Origin of the sequence: Paenibacillus mendelii, assembly GCF_024498075.1 — a bacterium.
GTDB lineage: Bacteria > Bacillota > Bacilli > Paenibacillales > Paenibacillaceae > Paenibacillus_Z > Paenibacillus_Z mendelii.
Map to the genome: position 1 here is coordinate 32,909 of NZ_JANHOF010000022.1, position 23,241 is coordinate 56,149.

Annotated in this window: 21 protein-coding genes; 18 read left to right on the forward strand and 3 right to left on the reverse strand. The window is 51.3% G+C overall.

Annotated features, from left to right (window positions below):
* The first annotated feature begins 8 nt into the window (after window positions 1–8).
* The 11 genes from NNL21_RS32455 (at window position 9) to NNL21_RS32505 (ending at window position 14,260) form a co-directional block, all read left to right on the forward strand.
* Entirely contained in the window at window positions 9–1,970 is a 1,962-nt protein-coding gene (locus tag NNL21_RS32455) for a DHH family phosphoesterase (RefSeq protein WP_204822385.1), read from the forward strand.
* Window positions 1,967–2,410, forward strand: coding sequence for a 50S ribosomal protein L9 (rplI, locus tag NNL21_RS32460; protein WP_204822386.1), 444 nt, complete (start codon window positions 1,967–1,969; stop codon window positions 2,408–2,410). Before NNL21_RS32455 ends, rplI begins: the two co-directional genes overlap by 4 nt.
* A gap of 28 nt (window positions 2,411–2,438) precedes the next feature.
* A complete protein-coding gene (gene dnaB, locus NNL21_RS32465; RefSeq protein WP_204822387.1) occupies window positions 2,439–3,803 on the forward strand; it encodes a replicative DNA helicase in 1,365 nt (454 codons plus the stop codon).
* Window positions 3,804–3,969: 166 nt separating this feature from the next.
* Window positions 3,970–5,256: an adenylosuccinate synthase gene (locus NNL21_RS32470; protein WP_204822388.1), complete on the forward strand. Its 1,287-nt coding sequence runs from the start codon at window positions 3,970–3,972 to the stop codon at window positions 5,254–5,256.
* A 234-nt stretch (window positions 5,257–5,490) separates the two neighbouring features.
* Window positions 5,491–6,195 (forward strand): hypothetical protein, encoded by a 705-nt coding sequence (locus NNL21_RS32475; protein ID WP_204822389.1) that lies wholly within the window; start codon window positions 5,491–5,493, stop codon window positions 6,193–6,195.
* A 425-nt stretch (window positions 6,196–6,620) separates the two neighbouring features.
* Window positions 6,621–8,141 (forward strand): M23 family metallopeptidase, encoded by a 1,521-nt coding sequence (locus tag NNL21_RS32480; protein WP_204822390.1) that lies wholly within the window; start codon window positions 6,621–6,623, stop codon window positions 8,139–8,141.
* Between the two features lie 316 nt (window positions 8,142–8,457).
* Window positions 8,458–9,207 (forward strand): response regulator YycF, encoded by a 750-nt coding sequence (gene yycF, locus NNL21_RS32485; RefSeq protein WP_204822391.1) that lies wholly within the window; start codon window positions 8,458–8,460, stop codon window positions 9,205–9,207.
* Window positions 9,204–11,039, forward strand: a complete 1,836-nt coding sequence (walK, locus tag NNL21_RS32490; RefSeq protein ID WP_204822392.1) for a cell wall metabolism sensor histidine kinase WalK — start codon at window positions 9,204–9,206, stop codon at window positions 11,037–11,039. The genes yycF and walK overlap by 4 nt, the downstream gene beginning before the upstream one ends.
* Window positions 11,036–12,550, forward strand: a complete 1,515-nt coding sequence (locus NNL21_RS32495) for a YycH family regulatory protein (protein ID WP_204822393.1) — start codon at window positions 11,036–11,038, stop codon at window positions 12,548–12,550. Before walK ends, NNL21_RS32495 begins: the two co-directional genes overlap by 4 nt.
* A gap of 7 nt (window positions 12,551–12,557) precedes the next feature.
* The gene (gene yycI, locus NNL21_RS32500) at window positions 12,558–13,319 is read left to right on the forward strand and encodes a two-component system regulatory protein YycI (RefSeq protein WP_204822394.1); all 762 of its coding nucleotides are present in this window, start codon (window positions 12,558–12,560) and stop codon (window positions 13,317–13,319) included.
* A gap of 134 nt (window positions 13,320–13,453) precedes the next feature.
* A complete protein-coding gene (locus NNL21_RS32505) occupies window positions 13,454–14,260 on the forward strand; it encodes an MBL fold metallo-hydrolase (RefSeq protein WP_204822395.1) in 807 nt (268 codons plus the stop codon).
* Here NNL21_RS32505 and NNL21_RS32510 read toward each other — a convergent pair.
* Window positions 14,229–14,450 carry a hypothetical protein gene (locus tag NNL21_RS32510; RefSeq protein ID WP_204822396.1) on the reverse strand — a complete coding sequence of 74 codons (222 nt, stop codon included), beginning with the start codon at window positions 14,448–14,450 and terminating at the stop codon, window positions 14,229–14,231. The genes NNL21_RS32505 and NNL21_RS32510 overlap by 32 nt on opposite strands.
* A gap of 182 nt (window positions 14,451–14,632) precedes the next feature.
* Between NNL21_RS32510 and NNL21_RS32515 the strand changes: the two genes are divergently transcribed.
* Window positions 14,633–15,997 carry a S1C family serine protease gene (locus NNL21_RS32515; protein ID WP_204822397.1) on the forward strand — a complete coding sequence of 455 codons (1,365 nt, stop codon included), beginning with the start codon at window positions 14,633–14,635 and terminating at the stop codon, window positions 15,995–15,997.
* Window positions 15,998–16,121: 124 nt separating this feature from the next.
* Window positions 16,122–16,289 carry a CxxH/CxxC protein gene (locus NNL21_RS32520; RefSeq protein ID WP_204822398.1) on the forward strand — a complete coding sequence of 56 codons (168 nt, stop codon included), beginning with the start codon at window positions 16,122–16,124 and terminating at the stop codon, window positions 16,287–16,289.
* Window positions 16,290–16,524: 235 nt separating this feature from the next.
* On the opposite strand, the gene NNL21_RS32525 is transcribed toward NNL21_RS32520, so the two are convergent.
* Window positions 16,525–16,680 (reverse strand): DUF1540 domain-containing protein, encoded by a 156-nt coding sequence (locus NNL21_RS32525; protein ID WP_204822399.1) that lies wholly within the window; start codon window positions 16,678–16,680, stop codon window positions 16,525–16,527.
* Between the two features lie 290 nt (window positions 16,681–16,970).
* Here NNL21_RS32525 and NNL21_RS32530 point away from each other — a divergent pair, with 290 nt between their 5' ends.
* The 3 genes from NNL21_RS32530 (at window position 16,971) to NNL21_RS32540 (ending at window position 20,344) form a co-directional block, all read left to right on the forward strand.
* Window positions 16,971–18,722, forward strand: coding sequence for a sensor histidine kinase (locus NNL21_RS32530; RefSeq protein ID WP_204822400.1), 1,752 nt, complete (start codon window positions 16,971–16,973; stop codon window positions 18,720–18,722).
* Entirely contained in the window at window positions 18,703–19,818 is a 1,116-nt protein-coding gene (locus NNL21_RS32535; RefSeq protein WP_204822401.1) for a response regulator, read from the forward strand. The genes NNL21_RS32530 and NNL21_RS32535 overlap by 20 nt, the downstream gene beginning before the upstream one ends.
* A gap of 124 nt (window positions 19,819–19,942) precedes the next feature.
* Entirely contained in the window at window positions 19,943–20,344 is a 402-nt protein-coding gene (locus NNL21_RS32540) for a VOC family protein (RefSeq protein ID WP_256555637.1), read from the forward strand.
* A gap of 42 nt (window positions 20,345–20,386) precedes the next feature.
* On the opposite strand, the gene NNL21_RS32545 is transcribed toward NNL21_RS32540, so the two are convergent.
* Window positions 20,387–21,082 carry a Dph6-related ATP pyrophosphatase gene (locus tag NNL21_RS32545; RefSeq protein WP_204822402.1) on the reverse strand — a complete coding sequence of 232 codons (696 nt, stop codon included), beginning with the start codon at window positions 21,080–21,082 and terminating at the stop codon, window positions 20,387–20,389.
* Window positions 21,083–21,540: 458 nt separating this feature from the next.
* Between NNL21_RS32545 and rlmH the strand changes: the two genes are divergently transcribed.
* A complete protein-coding gene (rlmH, locus tag NNL21_RS32550; protein ID WP_204822403.1) occupies window positions 21,541–22,020 on the forward strand; it encodes a 23S rRNA (pseudouridine(1915)-N(3))-methyltransferase RlmH in 480 nt (159 codons plus the stop codon).
* A gap of 543 nt (window positions 22,021–22,563) precedes the next feature.
* Complete coding sequence (locus NNL21_RS36920) at window positions 22,564–23,019, forward strand: leucine-rich repeat domain-containing protein (protein ID WP_204822429.1); 456 nt, start codon at window positions 22,564–22,566, stop codon at window positions 23,017–23,019.
* Window positions 23,020–23,241 lie beyond the last annotated feature (222 nt).

Below are 23,241 nucleotides of genomic sequence, written 5' to 3' on the forward strand. Positions count from 1 at the left end.
AATGAAGAATGCCGAAGTTTTTAGTTAAACGATGGCACGGAATGCACCATTTATGGGCGTTCGTGCTCATGATACTGCTGACCGTTACGGTGGCTTGGTTCGAATGGAAGCTCGGTCTAGTCGGTCTTGTGCTGGCAGGTGCTGTAGGGGTCTACTCGGTCTTAGCGGAACGGGCGTTCAGACGCGATTTGAAGGCTTATTTAGGAACGCTGTCTTACCGGGTCAAGAAGGCCGGGAATGAGGTCATTAGCGAACTGCCTTTCGGCATTATTTTGTACAATGAAGATAAGACCGTCGAATGGCATAATACGTTCGTCACCCAGATGCTGGAGCGGGAATCGGTCGTGGGAGAATCGCTAATTGAGCTGTTTCCCACGCTGTCGCAAGCGAAGGATCGGGAAGGCACAGTCGAAGCGACCATTAATGGCTCGATCTATGAGCTGCTGTTCCGTTTCGATGAGCGGCTGCTCTATATCCGCGATATTACGCGCCGGTGGCATCTAGCCCGGCGTTATGAGGAAGAGAAGATAGCGCTGGGTATCGTCACCATGGATAATTTGGAAGAAGTGACGCAGGGGATGGACGATCAGCAGCGCAGTCTGCTGTTATCCAAGGTGACAGCGGAAATTACCGAGTGGGCACAGAAATTTCAGCTCTATCTGAAGCGCCTGACCTCTGACCGTTATCTGCTCATCACCGATCAAAAGACGCTCAAACAGCTGGAGCTGTCCCGTTTCGTCATTCTGGACGAGGTGCGGGAGATGACGCTGGAGCAGAAAATTCCGATGACGCTGAGCATTGGCTTCGCCGCTGGAGCGGACAGCATCGTAGAGCTCGGGCAATGGGCACAGATGAGCTTGGATATCGCCCTCGGAAGAGGCGGCGACCAGGCGGCTGTAAAGAGCGGGCAGAGACAGTCCTTCTATGGCGGCAAGTCGAATGCCGTAGAGAAACGTACCCGCGTACGTGCCCGCGTCGTCGCGCATGCGCTGCGCGATCTCATCAAGGAGAGCGACAATGTCGTCATAATGGGGCATAAGATGCCCGATATGGACGCAATTGGCGCAGCGGTAGGGGTTCTGAAGGCAGCTTCGCAATTCGGTAAGGAAGCCTTCATCGTGCTGGAGGGGATTAATCCCGCGATCCAGAAGATGATGGAGATGCTCAAGGAAGAAGAGAAGCTGTTCAAACGGTTCATAACCCCCGATCAAGCGCATAGTCTGATTGATAGCGGCACGCTCGTCGTCGTTGTCGACACGCACAAAGCTTCCATGGTGAAGGAACCACGGCTAATTGCGCAGGCAGAGAAGGTCGTTGTCATCGATCATCACCGGCGCGGCGAAGAGTTTATCAATAATGCGATTCTCGTTTATATGGAGCCATATGCTTCATCAACGTGTGAGCTGGTTACGGAGCTTCTGCAATACATTCATGACCGAATCGTACTGGATGTGCGGGAATCAACGGCGCTGCTGGCGGGTATTACAGTCGACACCAAGAGCTTCTCACTAAGGACGGGCTCGCGTACGTTTGAAGCGGCATCGTTCCTGAGACGGAACGGTGCAGACTCCACAATGATTCAACGGATGCTGAAAGAGGATTTGGCGGAGTACATCAAGAAAGCCGAGATGATCCGCCATGCAGAAATCGTCTATGAGCATATAGCAATTGCTGTAACTGAGACAGGGCGGCAGTATTCGCAGCTGCTTATTGCGCAGTCCGCGGATACGCTGCTCAACATGACCGATGTGCTGGCCTCCTTCGTCATAGGAGAGCGCCAGGATGGGCTTATTGGCATCAGCGCTCGCTCGCTGGGCCATATGAACGTTCAGGTGGTTATGGAACGTATGGGCGGCGGCGGGCACTTGACGAACGCGGCGGCTCAGCAGGAAGGCACTGTAGCTGAAGTGGCGCAGCGCCTCAAGCAGGTGCTGCACGATATTGAAACGGAAGAGGGGTTATTTGAATGAAAGTAATCTTTTTGCAGGACGTTAAAGGGCAAGGGAAAAAGGGCGATGTGAAGGAAATGTCCGAAGGGTACGTACGCAACTTTCTGCTGCCGAAGGGATTGGTTAAACCGGCATCAGACGGTAACATCAAGACGCTGGAAAATCAGAATGCCGCCGAACAGAAGCGTAAGGACAAGGAAAGAGAAGATGCGAAGGCACTAGCGGCCAAGCTTGAGGCGATGACGGTGGTCGTGAAGACGAAGGCAGGCGAAGGCGGCCGGTTGTTCGGCTCCATCACGAGCAAGCAAATCGCGGAGTCATTGGAGAAGATGGGATACCGCGTTGATAAACGGAAGATTGAGCTGGAAGAGCCTATTCGCGCGCTAGGAATGACGCATGTGCCGGTGAAGCTGCATCCAGAAGTGAAAGCCAGACTGAACGTGCAGACGGTGGAGGAGTAATAAAGGGTAAAGGAGATAACCGAGCGTAATGACTAATGAGCAGCTGATGTTTGACCGTGTACCCCCTCAGAATACCGAGGCCGAACAGGCGGTGCTCGGCGCCGTTTTACTACAGACGGAGGCGCTGGTCACGGCTATGGAACGGCTGCGCAGCGAAGACTTCTACACGCCGTCGCACCAGTTGATCTTTGAAGCGATGATTGAGCTGGGTGAAGCGAATCAGCCGATCGACCTCGTCACGCTCACCTCTTACCTGCAGGATCGTCAGCAGCTGGAGGAAATCGGCGGAGTCAGCTATCTCGCAAGGCTGGCCAATTCGGTACCGACCGCTGCGAACGTGGATTACTACGCCCAGCTCGTGGAAGAGAAATCGATCCTGCGGCGGCTGATTCGAACGGCGACCCAAATCGTCTCGAATGGCTATGCAGCTGCCGATGATATCGGATTGATGCTCAATGAAGCGGAGCAGCGCATTCTCGAAATCTCCAATCGCCGCGCCAGCGGGGGGTTCATCTCCATTCGCGACGTACTCATGGAGGTATTCGAGAAGGTTGAGCATCTCTATACAAACAAGGGCGGAACCACCGGTATTCCATCAGGTTTCACCGATCTGGATAAGATGACGGCCGGTTTCCAGCGCAATGACCTTATTATTGTTGCGGCACGTCCTTCTGTTGGTAAAACGGCATTCGCACTTAATATCGCACAAAATGTAGGCGTTCGCTCCAAGGAAACCGTCGCGATCTTCTCCCTTGAGATGTCGGCCGCCCAGCTGGTTCAGCGGATGATCTGCGCGGAATCGAATGTGGATGCGGGACGTATGCGGACCGGGTATTTAGAAGGCGATGATTGGGAAAAGCTAACGATGGCGATCGGATCGTTGTCTGAGGCGCAAATCTATATTGATGATACGCCGGGCATTACCGTCGCGGATATACGGGCGAAGTGCCGGAGGCTGAAGAAAGAACGCGGACTTGGCATGATTCTAATCGATTACCTGCAGCTCATTCAAGGCCGGGGTAAGGCGGGCGAGAACCGGCAGCAGGAAGTATCTGAAATTTCCCGTACGCTCAAACAGATCGCGCGTGAGCTGGAAGTGCCCGTTATCGCACTGTCGCAGCTCAGCCGGGGCGTTGAGCAGCGGCAGGACAAGCGGCCGATGATGTCCGACCTTCGGGAATCCGGCTCTATCGAGCAGGATGCCGATATCGTGGCGTTCTTGTATCGGGATGATTACTACAATCAAGACACCGAGAAGAAGAACATTATCGAGATCATCATTGCCAAACAGCGTAACGGTCCGGTCGGGACAGTCGAGCTCGTCTTCCTGAAGAGCTTCAATAAGTTCGTCGGGCTGGATCGATCGCATCAGGAGCCGGGACAGGCCTCCTAGATAGGCATTTCACATAACAAGAATAATTCCGAACAATTGTGTGGGGGACTGTGCAATTGTTCGCTTTTTTATTGACTTTACTCGTTTACACTGCTAAACTAATACTGCTGTCTCATGAAAGGCAGTAAATTTCGGTGTGTGCGAATCATCGAGTGGGGGTATGTGCATGTCAACGGTAGTTGTTGTCGGAACGCAGTGGGGAGACGAAGGTAAGGGAAAGATTACCGACTTTCTGGCGGAAGGCGCAGACGTCGTTGCCCGTTATCAAGGGGGAAATAACGCCGGCCACACGATTCTGATCGGCAACAAGAAGTATAAGCTGACTATGATTCCATCGGGCATTTTTAATCAAAATAAAGTATGCGTCATCGGAAACGGGATGGTTATTAACCCATCCGCCCTTATTGACGAAATCAACTATATACATGAAAATGAGTTTTCAACGGATAACTTGAAAATTAGTGACCGCGCCCATGTTATTATGCCTTACCATCTCGTTATGGATGGTCTTGAAGAAGAGCGTAAGGGTGACAATAAGATCGGTACGACCCGCAAAGGAATCGGTCCGTGTTATATGGATAAAGCGGCTCGTAACGGCATTCGTATTGCCGATTTGATGGATGCGGAGGAATTCGAGCCGAAGGTCCGTCGAATGGTTGCAGAGAAGAACCAAGTGATTGAACAGGTATATGGTGGCCAACCGCTGGATGCAGACACCATCATCTCCGAATATCTGGGCTTCGCCGAGATTCTTCGTCCTTATGTGACGGACACGTCCGTTGTCTTGAACGACGCAATCGATGCCGGCCAGAAAATCCTGTTCGAAGGCGCGCAAGGCGTTATGCTCGACATCGACCAAGGTACCTATCCATTCGTAACGTCGTCTAACCCAACTGCAGGCGGAGTCTGCATCGGTTCAGGCGTGGGCCCGTCGAAGATTCAGCAAGTTATCGGCGTTGCTAAGGCGTACACGACCCGCGTCGGCGATGGTCCGTTCCCAACGGAACTGAACAATGAGACGGGCGATTGGATCCGCGAGAAAGGCCATGAGTACGGCACCGTTACAGGCCGTCCGCGCCGTGTAGGCTGGTTCGACAGCGTCGTTGTCCGCCATGCCCGTCGTGTCAGCGGAATTACGGGCCTGTCGCTTAACTCGCTTGACGTATTGACAGGACTGGAAACGGTCAAAATTTGTACGGGCTACAAGTATCGCGGCGAAGTTATTGAGTACTACCCAGCCAGCTTGAAGATGCTGGCTGAGTGTGAAGCCGTGTACGAGGAAATGCCAGGCTGGAGCGAAGATATTACGAACACGAAGACGCTGGAGGATCTGCCGGCAACGACTCGCCGTTATGTAGAGCGGGTATCCGAGCTGACAGGGATCCCGATCGCGATCTTCTCGGTTGGACGTAATCGCGAACAGACCAACCCGGTCGTTAAGATCTATCCATAACCAACCCATAAGCCTGACTGGAACGAGCGGCGCAGCCTGCACCCCTCGTTCCAGTCAGGCTTTTTTTTAATTGATGATAGGCTTATAGCGCGCGTTACCCCGTACGGATTTCACCATAACGAATATGAAATTTCCAAGTAGAGGACCAAATAGAGAATGATAGCCTTATCACCTGACCATACTGAATGATAGGACCTTCATAGAGAGGCATGGTATGGGATAGGAGTGAGGCGTGTGTGGAAATGGACGGGATGGTTTGCGAAGACGGTTGCGGCAGGGCTGATTATTAGTTTCTTGTCGATCTGGACGACCGGCTATATCGTAAACAGTTATGTGGAAACGCTGCTGAAGCAATTTAAGCTGCCATTAGAGCAGAAACCCTTCGCGTTAGACGGCGTATGGGGCTCGTTATGGGGGGCGGATCCAGAGTTGAAATCCGATCAACGAGAAACCGCTTCGAATAACAGCAATCATAGTGCGGATGACAGCAAGGCAGAAGATAAGACCAAGTCAGAGGATGAAACCAAGCAGGAGCAGGCCGAAGCGGATCCGAAGGGCAGCGAGGGAGAGAATCCGCCTTCGGCCGATGCGTTCGGCGAATTGCCGCCGGGATCGCTTACCGACATCGGCGGAGGCAACGGCACAAAGGCCGGAAGCGGCGCCTCTTCGGAGGGGGCCCTTGAGGAAGCGGAGAAAGAGGGTGTCGCCATGACGGAGGATCAATTAAGCGATGCCAAGAACCGGATGAGTGATGCCGACAAGGAGCAGCTGTTCGAAGTCATGATGACCAAATTGCCGCAGGAAGCGTGGCAGCAAATCTCGGGTTGGATGGAAGATGGGATTACATCCAGCGAAATGACGGATATTCAGCAGCTTGTCGCGCAGCATCTAAGCCGCGAGGAATATGACAAAATGATGGAGATCTTGAAGAAATATTGAGGTGAGCCCCTCATGGGGGAGGATGCTTGCCATCGATGGTCTTGAATAGCGTACTGGACGGCAGCTGCGCTTTCGGCCAGCTTTTCGGTTATGACAACTAAGCTGTCATAACCGATTAGACTTAAACATGAAATAAGGCAGTGCGGAACAGGCGGGCGTAATCCCATTGTTCTGCTCTGCCTTTTCATTGTCTTACCTCTTCCATGCTGGCAGCTACCAATACAATCAATAGGGAATTGCTTGATCCCCTATGCTCAGCGGATATTTCGAACCATACATTCTGAAGAAATATTAATCTTGCGTAAAGGCGGTTTTGTTGATCGGGCTTGTTGCGTTGTGTTAAAGTATAAACGGGCAATACGACGTAGAAATTTTATGTCGAATTCGTACTAAAGAAGGTTGTTAAACGCGAAAAGGAGACGATCATGACCGTTTTTAAGGACAAGGGTCGGATCCGGAAGGTATGGAATACAATTACCTTTCGGCGGGACCGATCGCAGCCAGAGAAAAAAATGAGTAACGTTTCGTTCACTCGGATGAAGCGGAGAAAGCCTGTTATTCTAGCCGGTGCGGCATTGGCCGTTCTCATTATTGCCGGTTTTGGCGGCAGCCACTATGTTAAAGCAAACACAGTCGATTTCTACCACCTATATATGAATGGCAAACTGGTCGGCGAGGTGCAATCGTCCGGGCAGGTACAGCAGCTAATTAGCCGGAAGCAGCAAGAAGTAAGTGAAGCCAATCCTGATGTGAACATGGTTCTTAAGACAGGTAGCCTTACATACGAGCGTAAGAGCGCTTACAAGGCCGTTCCGGATAGTGAAGCTACGTTGAAGAAGCTGGAAACCATGCTTACAGCGCAGGCACAGGGTGTCGAGCTTCTAGTTGACGGCAAAGTGGTCGGTATCGTCAAGGACAAGGAGACGGCGGACAGGATTCTGAAGAGCGTCAAAACCCGCTATGCGCCCGAGCCGGAAGTGAAGAACAAAGCCTTAGAAGTATCGGCGCTCGCATACTCCGCTGTTAAGACATCGGAAACAACGAAGCCATCGACAACGATGAAATCGATGCAGATCGTCGAGAAGGTCACAACAAGCGAGGCGGAGGTTAAGCCTGAAGAAATTGCGGATCCTGCGGATATGTATCTCAAACTTATCAAGGGCAGTGTTAAACCTACTAAGTATACGGTGCAGGAAGGCGATTGCGTCGGCTGCATCGCGCAGAAATTCGACATTTCTCCACAAGTCATCTATGAGAATAATGATTGGATCCAGGATGATATGATCAAAGTCGGCGATGTGCTGGATCTCACTGTTCTGCAGCCTGAGGTGACGGTAGAGACGGTCGAGCATGTTACGGAAACCGAGTTGATCGAGCCGATCACCGTGATACAGAAGAACAGCGCTATGCGTGCCGGCGAATCGAAGACGATCCGGATAGGCAAGAGCGGCAAGAAAAAGATGGTTTATAAGCTCGTCAAACAAAATGGCTATCTCATGAGTGAAGAGCTCTTGGGCGAACAGGTATTAGAGCCCTCCGTCCCCGCCATCGTGATGAAAGGGACGAAGGTCATCGGTGAAGGATCTGGCCGATTCTCTTGGCCGGTATCGGGCGCTAAGCTCACGAGCAGCTTCGGCAAACGTTGGGGGCGTCAGCACAAAGGCATCGATCTGGTCGGGAACAAGACCATCATGGCAGCCGATAACGGCGTTGTTGAGTTTGCCGGCGAGAAGAACGGTTTGGGCCGTTGTGTAATTATTAACCATAAAAACGGATATAAAACCGTTTACGGCCATATGAGCAAGCTTTCCGTCAAAAAAGGACAAACGCTGGAGAAGGGCGAGAGCATCGGTATTATGGGGAATACGGGTCACTCGTTCGGGACACACCTGCATTTTGAAATTCACAAAGACGGAAGTGTTCAAAACCCACTCAAGTATTTATAGGTTATGTAACCCAAGCACCGTTAGCCGAGCGTATGGCTGACGGTGCTTTTTGCATCTATGTGCAGGTAAAATCGAATGGGCAAGTAAGCCATTTGTCATACCAAAACGTCTATATAAAGGGGCATGTTTGCGGGTGGGCAGAATGCCTGCAAAATTGTGTAAAAGTGCTTAATGATGAGGGAACTTTCATTGGGACATCCGCCCTAACTATGTTAGAATAAAATAAGGTTTGGCATTTTGGTTATCGGGCCAATTTATGGCTTTGCATAGGTGATGTGTCTGGCCTCATGGAGCAAGACGATGGGCGGTGATGAGGGTGTTCGGAAAAATATTAGTCGTTGACGATGAACAGCCGATTGCGGATATTCTAAAGTTTAATTTGGAGAAGGAAGGCTATCAGGTCATCTGTGCTTTCGATGGCGGAGAAGCCGTTCGTCTTGCATTCGAAGAGCTGCCTGACTTGATCCTTCTTGATTTGATGCTGCCCGTGAAAGACGGTATGGATGTGTGCCGCGAGGTGCGTTCTCGCCTTCAAACCCCGATTATTATGTTGACGGCCAAGGACACCGAGCTCGATAAGGTGCTGGGGCTTGAGCTAGGCGCAGACGATTATGTGACGAAGCCGTTCAGCACGCGTGAGCTGCTGGCCCGTGTGAAGGCTCACTTGCGCCGTCAGAAGACGGAGGCCGCGCAAGCTATCGCTGGCGGAGCGGGATCGGGTGCGATGCAGCAAGATACGCAAGGACTGCGCATCTTCAATCTTTTCATCGATACGGATATGTACGTGGTTTACAAGGATAACGACCCCCTGGATTTGACGCATCGCGAGTATGAGCTAGTCTACTATCTGGCCCGCAATTGCGGCAAGGTCATGACGAGAGAGCATCTGCTGCAGGCAGTATGGGGATTTGAATATTTCGGCGATGTGCGGACTGTGGACGTGACGATCCGCAGGCTCCGGGAGAAGATCGAGGACGACCCGAGCCGGCCGGAATACATTCTGACGCGCAGAGGCCTCGGTTATATGATGCGAAATCCTAAATCGGGGGGCTTTGGCTCCGGATGAACGGCGGGATTCGATTCTTCCGTACGATTCAGGTCAAGCTGATCATCATTTATGTGCTGCTCATTCTTTTTGCGATGCAGCTCATTGGCGTTTATTTTATTAGCACGATGAAGACGTCACTCACGTCGACGTTCTCGACCAACATGAACAATCAGGCCGACGTATTGGCCAGACTAGCCGCAGAGACGTTAAACAGCAAGCCGGATAAGCCGGCTGCGGACGGACGGACGACGGAAGAATATTTGAGCTCACTGGTGCGGGATCTGTTCAGCATTAACGAAGCTGAAATCCAATTGCTCGACGCTAGCGGGCGAATACTCGCCACCTCGCTGTCGAGCCCCCAAGAATATGTCGGCAAGAAGAATACCTCATTAGCTGTCAGCCGTGCGCTGCAGGGCATTCGCGATAATGAGGAGGATGTGATCGACGAGGACAACGTCCGCAAGAAGATCATTGCCAAGCCCGTCATGTACGGCAGCAAAACCGTCGGAGCGGTTTATTTGGTTGCTTCGATGAAGGAGCTCTATCAGACGGTGAATGGCGTCAACCGGATCTTCGTGTCGGGGATGCTCATCGCGCTCGGCCTAACCGGTCTGCTCTGTATCCTGCTTGCCCACACCATTACGAACCCGATCAAAGGGTTGACCCGGCAGGCGGCGGCAGTGGCGGAAGGGCGGTTCGACCAGCAGGTGCCGGTGCTGGGGAACGATGAAATCGGCCGGCTCAGCGAGGTATTCAATGATATGACTTCCCGTCTTCGGGATGCCTTGTCGGTGAACGAAGAGGAGAAGGAGAAGCTGTCCTCGATTCTAGCGAATATGAGTGATGGCGTCGTTGCGGCCGACGAACATGGCGTTGTCATGATTACCAACCGCCGCGCGAAGGAAATGCTGCGCGAGGAAGCCTGCGAAGGCTGTCGATTGACCGATTTGTTCGGGATGGATGAGACGCAGATGGCTAATCTGATGAGCGGACGGGATTCTACGGCGGTCATCCGGCACGTCAATCAGGGCGGAGATGTAGACGAGATGATGCGTGTCACATTGAGTCCGATCCACCGCAGAGACAAGGGAATCTCCGGTACGATTGCGGTGCTGCAGGACGTGACGGAGCAGGAACGGCTCGAGCAATCCCGCCGGGAGTTCGTCGCGAACGTATCGCATGAGCTGCGTACGCCGCTGACGACGATCAAGAGCTACGCCGAGGCGCTCGATGACGGAGCTCTGAGCGAGCCCGAGCTAGGCCAGCGATTCGTCGGTGTGATCCGCAACGAGACGGAACGGATGATCCGGCTCGTGACGGACCTGCTGCACTTGTCGCGGCTCGACTCCAATCAGGCGCCGCTGAGGCGGCTTGCCACAAGCGTGCCGGACATGCTGGAGGAGGTCGCAGACCGGTTCTCCTTCCAGATGCGCAAGAAGCAAATACGGGCGGCGATACGTGTCGAAGACGGGATCACGTCCGTATGGCTGGATCGGGATCAGATCGATCAGGTCTTGGATAACCTGGTGTCGAACGCGATCAAATATACGCTGGATGGCGGGCGCATCGAAATTACGGCACATAAGCCGGGTTCGACATCAATTGCGATCAGCGTGAAGGATACGGGGATCGGTATCCCGCGGAAGGATCTAAGCCGTATATTCGACCGATTCTACCGGGTCGATAAGGCGCGGTCGCGCAATATGGGCGGCACGGGACTGGGACTTTCCATTGCCCGGGAAATTGTGAAGGCGCATGGAGGCACGGTGACTCTGGATTCTGAGCTGAATGAAGGAACCACGGTGACGGTCATTCTGCCTATGCTGCAAGACGGAGGCGATCCGTCATGATCGAGAAGACGAAGACATGGATGCTTGCCGCGTTGGTTCTGCTCAGCTTGCTGCAGAGCTATCTGCTTGCTTACAGCATTCCGGGACTTGGCGCAACGTTCTCGCCGCGCCAGGACTATATTAAGACCGAACAGATGGGTAAGGAAGAGCAGGTCGATAACGTTATTTTCCCCGAGGACATGGTGCTGCACTTCGGCGAGAACAAGCATACGGTGCTGTATCCCGACATGAACTTCTATAATCTGATCTATGACCGGATGAAGGGGCGCGAATTCAAAGGCTTTCAGCGCAATAACATTTATGTGGTTGATTGGGATACGGTGCGCGAGCGGGATATCGGCGTAGAGCTTCGTTTCGGCGGAGGCGTGCCTGTCGAGCTGCTGGGCGAGGCGTTCAAGCTAGATGGCGACCTTACGTTCCTGAATGATGTGATCAACCGGATATGGATCTATAAGAATGATGACCGCGATGAGGTGCGCACCTACTTCTTCAGCGCGGATGGCAGCACGGTGTATGAATCGGTGCGTGCCGACCTGACGGTGAATGATGTGCAGAATTACGTCGGTTTCGGAGAGTTCTGGACGCCGTATCAATTTGTCGATGATGGACTGTATATCCCGACAGAGCCGCTTCAAGCTGTCGAATCGGTGGTGGGATACGAGACCTATACGCCCGAGCAGATGCAGCGGAATTTGTTCTTAGACCCGAGTGAGACGAGGGCTATTAACGATCGAAATGGTTCACAAATATACACGGATGGCAAGCGCGGCCTTCAGGTGGAGCTTGACGGCAAGTGGATCAGCTACACGGATCCAGTAGCCGGGCAAGGCAATGAAGATAATTTGAGCGCGAACGTGTATGCCTCCATTCAGTTTATTAACCAGCATGGCGGATGGGACGGACTTCATCGTTACCTGCAGCCAGGACCACTAACGGAGGGACAAGCCGTGCGTTCGATCCGTTATCAGCAGTACTACGGATCGTATCCGGTTGTTCCGGCTAAGCCGTTCTTGTTCGGCCAGATGCAGCTGCGTCTGCAGCAGGGCGTTGTATCGGAATACGAGCGTTCTCTGATTACGCTGAATGAGAAAGCTGATTCCAAAGAGGTCCGCTGGCTTCCGGGCGGCGATTCGCTTCATGTGACGCTAAGTAATTATTCGCGCAGAAGCGAGGTCGCTGCTATCTATCCGGCGGCACTCGTATCGCAGCTCAAGGAATCGAAGCTGCGCTTCAAACCGGTCTGGGTTGTCCGTCTGATGGATGGGACACAGGACGTATTAATGCCTGCGCTGCCCGATACGTATCAGCCGCCTGCCAAGGATACGAATGCCACCCCGGCTACCCCGAGTACTCCGGGAGCGGGCGGAGACGCCAACGGCAGCACAGGCTCCGGCGGCAAGGCGGCAGGCGGTTCGGAAGGCGGTACATCGGCGAAGGCCGGACGAGCACTTGAAGCGAGCGGATTAATCCCTGGTTCGCAAGTCGTATTGAACACGGACGAGCGGAGGTGACGGGCAGATGGAATGGGGAAGAGCGAAGAGTGTACTGATTTTCGCGTTTCTGGTATTGAACATCGTGCTCGGTTACCAGCTGTGGTCGAATATCCAGGAAGGGCCAAGCTCCAGCGGGGATGTGAAAGATTTGTCGGCGGGTACCCTTGCGGTCATGCGGGATAAAGGCATTAAGCTGGACGCAAGAAGCATTCCGACCGAGACACCCAAGCTGCGCGAATTAACGTACCGCGTGACCGAGAAGCTGGGCGAAGGTAAGCGGCATACGCTGCAGGTGCCCGTTGACAGTAAAATCGTCTTCAATGAAAAAGAACTGCAGAATGAACTCGGATCCGTTATTCCAGATTTGAAGGAATATACGTATGATCCGGCGTTGAATGAAGACGAAGCCTTCATTCTGCACCGGGAAGCACAGGATCGGCCCATGTTCGACATCAGGCTGAAGCTCTACTTCAGCAATCAGAAAATTGTCGCCTACAGCCAGGATCGCGTGGAGCTGATAACAGGCGATGAGGCTGCTGAGCAAACGGTGCTGCCTGCGACGAAGGCGTTGGAGAGCTTGATCTACAACCATTTCAAGCCTGGTGCGGTTATCAAGGATATTAAGCTGGGCTATCACGGACAGGATTTCAATTCCGATACGCAGTTCTCTGCTCCCTCCTGGCGCGTGCTGCTGGAGGATGGGCTTGTGTACTATGTTCATGCCATTAGCGCAGAGGTATTTACAGAAAAAGAAGAAGCGCCTCACAATGGCGATTCGACAGAGTAATGCAACATTAATTGGGCCGCGGATAGGTTTCTTGGGGAGCGGCTGAGGCTGTTGGCTGCAGTCGCTTCGCATGAATGGAGCCGCCGCTAATAGAGCGTCATGGGAGCTCTGGGAAAAGGTAGGTTTGAAGGGACATGGGATTACGATTTACGGTACTTGCCAGTGGATCGACGGGGAACGCGACGATCGTGCAGGGCGATGACGCTACGGTGCTTGTAGATGCCGGATTAAGTGTAAAGAAAATAGAGGAGCTCATGCGGGAACGCGGCGTGGCAGGCCACCATGTGGATGCTATCCTCGTCACGCATGAGCATTCCGATCATATAAAGGGGCTGGGCGCGTTCGCTCGCAAGTTCGATTTGCCGATCTATGCGAACGAAGCGACCTGGGGCGCATTGGAACGCCATGTCGGTCAGATCACGGCGGATAAGCGTGTCATTATGGAAACAGGCGAGACGGTCAATTTTGGCGGTATCCAGGCGACATCATACGCGATATCGCATGATGCAGCTGAGCCGGTCGGGTATGTTTTTGACGATGACGACGTGAAGCTCAGTCTGGCGACTGACCTTGGTTACGTAAGCGACAAGGTAAGGCTTATGATTGAGGATTCCGATGTGCTCGTCCTGGAATCGAATCACGATGTCGACATGCTTCGCATGGGCCGGTATCCATGGAATATCAAACGCCGCATCTTGAGCGATATCGGACATTTGTCGAATGAAGCGGCCGGTGAAGCCTTATGCCAGCTGATGACGGATCGGACGAAACGGGTTTATTTGGCCCATCTCAGCTTGGATCATAATTTGATGGACTTGGCGAAGCTGACGGTGAATAATGTATTAGAGAGCAACGGCTTCTTCTTCCGCAAGGACGAGTTCCCGCTGCGGGACACATATCATGACCGGCCTACGCCATGGGATGAAGTGAAGAAGCGATGAGCGAATCAAGCTCTTGATCGAGTGTAAGTGCTTTGAGCTCCAGCTCTTCCCGGGTAAGGAGGCCTTTCTCAATAAGCAGCTCGGTCATGGCACTAACGGTTAGCAGTATACGGTAATGATCATCTTTTAAATCAGCGATTTTACCGGCTAGAACGACTTGCTCCATCGCAGTGGAGTGATTTCGTGTCATTGGAATGCTCCTTTATGATTAGTTTGTGAGACAAGCGATTTCATCGGGTAAAAATTTTTTTGGCGGATGCGCTACTGCAGTGCATGGACTCTATTATTATTGTAGACGATTCTTCCGATATCATTCCTAGATTTGAGAAAAAAGGATCTTGATGTCCGGGACATCGAGAGGAGCGATTATAGATGAGCTTGTTCGATGACGAGTTTTACTCCACACGGGTCTCGCGCCGCGCCCGATGGGCAAAAAGTGATGGCAAGACAGGAACATTCTCGGCAGGGCCGCTTCGCAGCCGGAACTGGTCCAAAGTGCGAATCGCTGCGATTTCATCGGTAGCCAGCTCTATGGTAGTGGTGCTTGTGTTCGGCTTGGTCGCGGGCTTCGACCGGGGCGGCGGCGGATCAGGCGGCTCGCTTCTAGCGGTTTCCCCTGTACAGACGAACAATGATCCGTACGAGCGGACGATCCAAGCGGCGGACAAGGTCCGTCCTGCGGTCGTGAGCATTATTAACGAGCAGAAGCTGCCATCTGTGAAAGGCGAAGAAACCTTAGATGAGAGCGATGAAGCGGAGCTAGCCCAGGCTGCCGTCGGCTCAGGGGTTATATTCGAGAAGGTGAAGGGCAAGGCGCACATCATTACGAACGCGCATGTCGTCGCAGGGGCCGAAGCGGTCAAAGCGGTACTTAGCAACGGAGAGATGCTTGAAGCCGAGCTGATCGGGGTCGACGAGATTACGGATCTCGCCGTTCTAGAAGTCAATGGAGACGGCATTAAGACGGTCGCTGAAATCGGCGACTCCAGTGAGCTGCGCGCCGGCCAATGGGTGATGGCGATCGGGAACCCGCTCGGTCTTAGCGATTCTCTGACCATGGGGATCGTCAGTAAGACGCACCGGATCATCCCCGTGTCGCTCAGCCAGGACGGCGTGTACGATTGGGAGCAGGAGGTCATTCAAGTAGATGCCTCCATAAACCAAGGCAACAGCGGCGGACCCTTGATCGATCTCAATGGAAAGGTCGTCGGCATTAACAGCATGAAGGTGGCCGATTTTGGCGTAGAAGGGGTCGGATTTGCAATCCCTTCACAGGTTGCCATGCCAATCGTGCAGAGTCTGCTTGAGTATGGGAAGGTTAAGCGCCCTTACCTGGGCGTGTATACGATGGACCTTGAGCAATATATGGCACAACAGTCTATAGGGGCTGGCGGTGACGAACCGGAGGATTTGGAGATTCTTCCTGAGGATGGCGCGGAGTCGCCAGGCATAGGAGAGGACGGCTTGGGAGATCTGCCTGAGTCCGATCTGAAGCTCCCTAAGGATGTTGAAGAAGGTGTTATCGTCCTCGAAGCGGTTGGTCCATCAGCCGAAGCGGGATTGGCCTTCAATGATGTAATCGTGAAGCTAGATAAACAGTCGATCACGAGCACGATGGAGCTTCGCAAATATTTGTACGGAAAGAAATCCATCGGCGACGATATTCTCGTCACCTACTACCGCGGCGGGGAGAAGCACACGGTGACATTCACCCTTGAAGAAAAGACTGACGAATAAGTCAGCCTCTCTGGTAGGCAGTATGGCGAATTATGGTAGAAGTTGAAGTGTGCCGGATGGCTAAGGGCAGCCGGTTTGGACAATGCTAGATAGTAATGGACAAAAGAAGAGGGATACGTGAAGCATGTATTGTGTGTGTAAAGAACATATTGAACTCGCGATCGACAAGTTTGTCGATGATTACGAGGACGCGCCGGATATTGTCGATCTGGCGACGACAACCTTCACGGATTGGGATGCGCCTGCAGCATGCGACATGTGTGACAGCATCGCGGCTTATCTAATCGTGTAGATCGCGGAGTGACCTAAAGTTTAAGAAAAAAGCATTACCTTCGGGAGCGGGGTGATGCTTTTTTGTGTGCGTGGCGGAGATATGAGTTGAAGAATGAAAAAAAAAATTAATTTGACTGATAATAATTATCATTCTTGGTTAATATATAAGTGTAGACAAGAAGGAACGGCAATCGGCGCCCGTGGAGCAGAGCTGTTCTCAAGAAAAAGGACAGCCGATTGGCTGCCCGCACACGTTAGATCTTCGGTTCGAATGTCTTGCAGTCGGTTTCCTCCGAATTGCTCGCCTTCTTCCCGCGATGGCTGACAACGTAAATGGAGGATGCATTGCAGTGATTGCCTGCAGCCCAATACTTGCAGGAGTTCACTTCACAGAGTACATCTTTGGCCATGGATCTCACCTCCTTGGCATTAGGATGGGCGAAGTGTGTACCTTTTTATACCTCGGCCGGCCCGCTTTGAATCTCTTTATGGGAGGATGAGCGGGTTTGTTGGCATGGAGAGCGCCAGGTGGCTGAGATGTACCGGACAGTGTTGTCATTTTTATGACACAATGGAACAGTCTTTTTGTCGAAATATGGAATATCACGTCTTGCACCCTATGGTTCCGTGTACTATATTGAGAGAAACGAGTAAAGCTCGTTATCTTCTTACGCCAAACCAAACCTAAAGGGATCCGCTCATGAATTCCACTGTGGAACTTGTTTTTATGATTGCTTCCGTGATCATGACGGGCATCATTTTATTCTTTGTATACGGGTTTAGAAGAGAGCGCGGAATCAGTTATCTCATCGGCTTGATCGTATGCAGGATGATATACTCAAGCAGTATCATTATGGAGAAAAGCAGCTATCTATTCATGGAAAAGCTGTTTTTTCGCAATATCCAGAGTACGGCACTTAATTTAATCGTACCTTTCTTGATCCTGTTCGTGGTTCAGTTAACCGGTCGTGACAGATTATTAAAACCTCGATGGAAGATCATGCTGTTTACGGTATTCGCGCTGTGGTCGCTGCTGTCGTGGCTGGATCCCAAGCTTCATATGATCTATCGCATGATTGAGCTCTTTAACGGCCATTTGGTCACGACGAGGACCGTCTATTCAGCTGCTTTCTCGATCGTTTGTTACTGTCTTGTGGTTGTATGTCTTTATTTTCTATTTCAGTACGTACGGAGTATCCGTAACGATTTTCGTAAGCCGGGGATGTGGGTACTGTTTCTGAGTTCATTCCCGCTTATTCTGGAGATTGTCAAATTTGTGAATCCCGAATGGTCATCCTGGATGCTTCCGTTATCAGTTTACTGCGGATTTATAGGAACGATTATGCTGATCATTACACTGCGGATTAAGTTTTTCTCTACCGTCCCCATCGCTAGGAATATTGTGCTCGATACGCTTCAAGAAAGCATCGTAATCGCGAATGCTTCAGGCAAGATTATCGACAGCAATAAGCGGGCTTCCCGATGGTTTTCTGAGATGGGCTATGCCGTTATTAATGGTCGGAATATGTCGGATCTATTGGCACCTTGGCCGGAGTGGCTGGAGTTGTGCAAGTCTATGCAGCAGGGACGTGTGGAGGTTGACACCCGGCTGGATGGCGAAAGGAAAATATACAGTGTGAGCGTAAATCCGTTACATATCCTGCGTAAGCAGGGGCAGGGCAGCATTTCCCTTATCGTTGATATTACGGAGAAGGAGCGGCATCTGGAGCAGATTGCACAGCTCAACCAGTTGAAGGATCAGCTGATTACGATCGTGTCGCATGATATTCGCAGTCCACTGGCGCTGCAGTTTCAACTCATTGAATTATTAGAAGAAGACAGAGGCCGTTTCGATCCCGATCACCGGGAAATCATTGAGACGCTAGGCGACCAGATTCGCCATACACTCGGAATGGCTAATAATTTGTTAGAGTGGTTTCGCAGTCAACGGGAAGACACGGCACTTCGTCCACAGGTATTGGAGTTGTCTGAGGTTGTAGAGGAATGCTGCGATGTGCTTCGTATTAGCAGTGAAGCTAAGCATATCAACGTGAATAATACGGTTGCCTCAGGCACTCGGGTGTATGCTGATCGGGAAGCGCTTGGATTAATTATTCGTAATTTGTTATCCAATGCCATTAAATTTACTGGTGTGGGCGGTTCCATCCACGTGTATGCCCAGTTATCCGGGGACATGGTGATCGTTTCAATCCGTGATAATGGGGTAGGGATGGAAGCTGAGCAGGTTCGTCAGCTATTCGGTCAGAAGCAGCAGCTTCATTCATTAGCGGGCACCTTGGGAGAGAAGGGGTCGGGACTTGGACTACTCGTCAGCCAGCAGTTCGTGCAGCTAAGCGGCGGGAGTCTATGGGTGCAAAGCCAAGCAGGACAAGGGAGCGTATTTCACTTCACCGTGAGAGGCGGAACAGAGCATGAAAGTTCTCATAGTTGACGATGAGCCTGGCATGCTGCTCGCGATGAAGCGGCTGCTGTCGAATATGGAAGGGGTGGAGCTTGTTGGAAGCTTCCAGAATGCGGCAGAAGTATTGGACTTCGTACGGGACAGGTCTGTGGATCTTGCATTCCTGGACATTATGATCGCTGCGGACGATGGATTAGAGCTGGCCCGCAGTTTGCGTTCGGTTCGTGCTGATCTTGACATCGTGTTTACCACTTCCCATTCAGAATTTGCAATGAATGCTTACGATGTGTATCCATTGGACTATATGGTTAAGCCGATTTCCAGAAAGCGGCTGGCCCAGACGATCACTAGAGCGGCTAGCAGACGGAGCGCTTCTACCTCTGATGTTGAAGGCCTGACACCTAATCGGTTGACGGTACAGGGACTGGGTTGCTTTGGGGCCAGCAGCAAGCAAGCGGGAACACTAAAATGGATTTCCAAGAAAAGTATGGAGCTATTCGCCTATTTGCTCGTTAATCGAGGCCGAAGTGTAGCGAAACCCCGGATATTGGAGGATATTTTCCCGGAAATGCCTCTTAAGAATGCGGAGGCCTACCTGAATACGGCGGTTTATCAGCTTAGGAAAGCGTTGGCGCCGCACGGATTCAAGGAGATGGTCATATCTGCGCATGAACAGTACCGTGTAGATTTAGATCATGCCGATGTTGACTTTATTCAATTTGAGCAGGGTGTGGAGACATTATCGGAAATTCATGAAGCTAATGAAGCAGCGGCAATCGTTCTGGAGAAACAGTTTACAGGCGAGTTATTTGAGGATAATTCATTTGTGTGGGCTGCTGTGGAGCGTGAGCGGCTCGGGATCATGTACGATTCCTTTGCCAAGCGTCTCGCAAGCTGGCTGCTGATTCAGAAGCGATATCGGGAAGCAGCGCATATTGCGAGAAGAGTTGTATCCCGCAATGAATTTGAAGAAGAGTCCAATCTCCTGCTCCTAAATATCGTTGGGGCTATGGGAGACTATCAGTCCCTTCATCACTATTATGAGCGTTATACACAATTGTTGCTGCAAGAACTCGGTGTGCAGCCTTCGCCGCTTATTGACCGGCTGTATAAACAATATCAGTGATTGCCTCCTCGTATATTCTCAAGTAAAAGCAAATAGTTGTCGTTGCCGGAAGCCCATGAATCCACCGCGAATGTAGAGAGTATGTTTAATTTTGATCCTATGATACATAAGGAGGCATACCGTATTGAGCATCCATATGTCAGAGTCAGAGCGGTCAGAGACCCATATCGCCCCGTGGCTTTCCGTGAATAATGCGGCGAAAGCTGTAGATTATTACAAGGCAGCATTCGGTGCGGTAGAGCTGTACCGACTTGAGGATGATAACGGCAAGCTTGCCGTCACACAGCTTTCCATCAACGGGGCGGATTTCTGGATTCAAGATGACCCTGACTGCAGCCCGGAGCTGGTAGGCCGAGGAACGGCTCGAATGATCATGACCGTCAATGATCCGGATTGGGCATTCGAGCAAGCTCTCGCCGCTGGTGGAACCGTAATCGCGCCCGTAAGTGAAGGACACGGCTGGCGCATAGGACGCTTCGTTGATCCATTCGGATACCATTGGGAGATCGGCAAGCGGCTCAATTAATGATCGTAGTATCCTACGAAGGAACAAGCCCCTATTGAATCCTTACACCGTCTGATCCAGATCCAAAGGTAAAAAAGCGTATTCTCCATTCCTAATGATCTCACCTCTGCGAACGGGAATAGGACGTTTGAACAGGGGCCCGTCTATGACTGTAGTATGGAATTCGCCACCTTCCCCACAGGGATCAATCCCACGGGCTACTAGCTCCTTCACATATTCATGGGTTAACGTTCGCCCCAGATCGTCTTCCCGCATTCCTAAGGATAGGTTCACCGTCACAAGGATTGTTACAAAGCCTAGATGGATGAACTCTTCGACGGCCTCTCGATGATCCATTTCCCAAAGTGGCATTCCAAGCTTCAATCCAGCAAGTTTCGTAACCTTGTCGTGCCAGCAGCCATGAGCAGGCATATCCAAGTCTCCCGTTACTAATAGTTCTGCTCCTTGATTTTTAGCCTTTGCCAAAAGGCGCAAAAACACTTCTTCATAATCAGCCCAGCTTGCAGCCGCCGTATATACGGGCAATCCAATCGATTCAGCCTGGGCGCATATGAGCTCCGGAGGCATTCCATGTGATCGGGAACGTTTCCCTTCCTCCTCCAGCATGACGATCAGTCCGACCGCTTCACCAACCTTCATGGCTTTATATAGAGCTAGGACGCTATCCTTTCCTCCACTAAAAGAAGCGATAAATTTATGCCCGCGTGCGCTATTCTTCCAATCTATGTGTTCTGTCATTCCTATCGTCCCCTTTGTTGTATGGCTTTCGCAGGATCCCTATAGCTTAATTTATAAGTGATTATTGTATGCGTCAAGGCTGTGGGGCAGCGACATTCAAAGTGGGTTCGGCTTGATGAGACCCTGAATGGACCGATCGTTGATGGTGGTAGTAAAAGCCGTACATATCGCTTATGATGATAGGAAAGTTTCCAGTTCCATGAATCAGGAGAGATCTTGTGAATTCTCATTATCCCATACCTTCTTATAATAACTCGTGTTCGTCATGATGACATGGGATCTGGCAGGGGCGTTAGTCACGGCCGCCGCGCTGGCGTGCACGCTGATTTATCCGCTGTTTTGCATGATGTGAAGCGGGGCATGATGGGAATGGGATCGATTATTGCTGGAGGTTCGTAGTTATCGACCGTTGCCGGTCGTAAGAATAGAAGAAAAATTGCACCAGGAGGAACTTACAGATGCAGATACAGGTTGTGTGCGTAGGGAAGCTGAAGGAGAAATATTGGTCGGACGGCGTAGCGGAATACGTTAAACGATTGAGCGCGTATGCGCGGCTCGATATTCGCGAGCTGCCGGATGAGAAGACGCCGGACTCGATGAGTCCGGCGGAGGAGGAGCAGGTTCGCACCCGCGAGGGGGAGCGGATCCTCGCCGCACTGAAGCCCGACGCCCATGTCGTGGCACTGGCCATCGAGGGCGAGATGTGGACGAGCGAGCAGCTCGCCGCTCATCTGGACAAGCAAGCTGTCTACGGCGGCGGGGCCGTCGCGTTCGTCATCGGCGGCTCGCTCGGCCTCTCGCCCGCCGTACTCTCCCGGGCCGACAAGAAGCTCAGCTTCGGACGTATGACCTATCCGCACCAGCTCATGCGCGTGCTGCTGCTGGAGCAGGTGTATCGGGCGTTTCGGATTAATCGGGGGGAACCGTACCACAAATAGGGCGAAAATTTTGTTTTCAATTTTACTAAACTATCCCAATCAGGTTGTAATTTAGATCGCAGAACATACAGCATGATGGCCCCAACAAGGAACGCGTAGTGCGGGTCTTTTTTTTGTGAGGAAGAATCCCATTCATCTATTGGCTATTTAACGCCTAATCAGCATGAATGTACGTACAGTAAAGCAGTGTAACTTTCTTGTATTTTAATTCCATAAGTTTACATTATTCATAATAATCCATTAATATTCAAGCAAGAATTCTCTAGTACAGTATGGAGTGGTGCAATCGAATAATAATAGAAGAGGGTGCAACAGCCGTATGATGCAATGGAGTTTGTTGGAAATAAGGAAGTTGATGATTTGTCTACTCAAGCTAGCTTTGATTACGCTAGGCTCGTGGACAGGAGGTATTATTCAGGAGGCGAAGGCGGCAGGAGATTTTGAATACATAGAAAGTAGCTAAGAAGTAATCATTACAGGATATAATGGAACGGCCAAAATGGTTGATATTCCCGATACAATAAACGGAAAAAAGTAACGAATATAGGGGATTTTTCATTTTTAAATAAACAATTAACGAGTGTGACGATCCCAAGCAGTGTGAGGATCATTATGTATGCTGCATTTTGGGAATGCTTATTAGAGAGTGTGACGATCTCGAAAGGGGTAACAAGCATAGGGGAGTATGCATTTCAGGATAACAAATTAGTGGGTGTGTCGATCCCGGACAGTGTAACGTGGATAGGGCATGGTGCATTTTATCATAACCCCCCATTAACGAGTGTCATTGTTGAAGGGGATGCATCCACAATTGCAGATGATGCGTTTGAATCACTGATTACGATGATAGCTTTTGATCCTTCTCCAGCAAAGACGTATGCTTCTGGGAATGGGTATGAATTCCTCAATATTTTGTCTTTACGGAGTCAGCTATTCTCCAAACGGCGTATCAGAGGGAAAGCAAGCTCATTCAACAAAGGTAACGGTAGCTGTTCCTGATTTTGTAGGATCACCCAAAACGTATTACCGATGGTCAGAAGTGAAAACGGTACCCGACTGGCCGAATGTGAAGTGGTTAGAGTTCACGAGCGAAGAGTCCATTTCTACGCCTCCTGCTTTAGGTGAGTGGTATTTGCACGTTCGTGTTAACGATCAGAATGACAGTCATGTAGCAGGATATTCTTATTCAAATGCGTTTAAAGTTGCTGCTGTACCGGATGC

Bases quoted from the DNA above. Each gene is read 5' to 3' on its own strand.
- NNL21_RS32510 (WP_204822396.1), bottom strand. From the start codon at position 14,450: ATGACACGAAATCACTCCACTGCGATGGAGCAAGTCGTTCTAGCCGGT.
- yycI (WP_204822394.1), top strand. From the start codon at position 12,558: ATGGAATGGGGAAGAGCGAAGAGTGTACTGATTTTCGCGTTTCTGGTA.
- NNL21_RS32470 (WP_204822388.1), top strand. From the start codon at position 3,970: ATGTCAACGGTAGTTGTTGTCGGAACGCAGTGGGGAGACGAAGGTAAG.
- NNL21_RS32455 (WP_204822385.1), top strand. From the start codon at position 9: ATGCCGAAGTTTTTAGTTAAACGATGGCACGGAATGCACCATTTATGG.
- NNL21_RS32535 (WP_204822401.1), top strand. From the start codon at position 18,703: ATGAAAGTTCTCATAGTTGACGATGAGCCTGGCATGCTGCTCGCGATG.
- rplI (WP_204822386.1), top strand. From the start codon at position 1,967: ATGAAAGTAATCTTTTTGCAGGACGTTAAAGGGCAAGGGAAAAAGGGC.
- dnaB (WP_204822387.1), top strand. From the start codon at position 2,439: ATGACTAATGAGCAGCTGATGTTTGACCGTGTACCCCCTCAGAATACC.
- NNL21_RS32495 (WP_204822393.1), top strand. From the start codon at position 11,036: ATGATCGAGAAGACGAAGACATGGATGCTTGCCGCGTTGGTTCTGCTC.
- NNL21_RS32530 (WP_204822400.1), top strand. From the start codon at position 16,971: ATGAATTCCACTGTGGAACTTGTTTTTATGATTGCTTCCGTGATCATG.
- NNL21_RS32515 (WP_204822397.1), top strand. From the start codon at position 14,633: ATGAGCTTGTTCGATGACGAGTTTTACTCCACACGGGTCTCGCGCCGC.
- NNL21_RS32480 (WP_204822390.1), top strand. From the start codon at position 6,621: ATGACCGTTTTTAAGGACAAGGGTCGGATCCGGAAGGTATGGAATACA.
- NNL21_RS32505 (WP_204822395.1), top strand. From the start codon at position 13,454: ATGGGATTACGATTTACGGTACTTGCCAGTGGATCGACGGGGAACGCG.
- NNL21_RS32525 (WP_204822399.1), bottom strand. From the start codon at position 16,680: ATGGCCAAAGATGTACTCTGTGAAGTGAACTCCTGCAAGTATTGGGCT.
- NNL21_RS32545 (WP_204822402.1), bottom strand. From the start codon at position 21,082: ATGACAGAACACATAGATTGGAAGAATAGCGCACGCGGGCATAAATTT.
- walK (WP_204822392.1), top strand. From the start codon at position 9,204: ATGAACGGCGGGATTCGATTCTTCCGTACGATTCAGGTCAAGCTGATC.
- NNL21_RS32520 (WP_204822398.1), top strand. From the start codon at position 16,122: ATGTATTGTGTGTGTAAAGAACATATTGAACTCGCGATCGACAAGTTT.
- rlmH (WP_204822403.1), top strand. From the start codon at position 21,541: ATGCAGATACAGGTTGTGTGCGTAGGGAAGCTGAAGGAGAAATATTGG.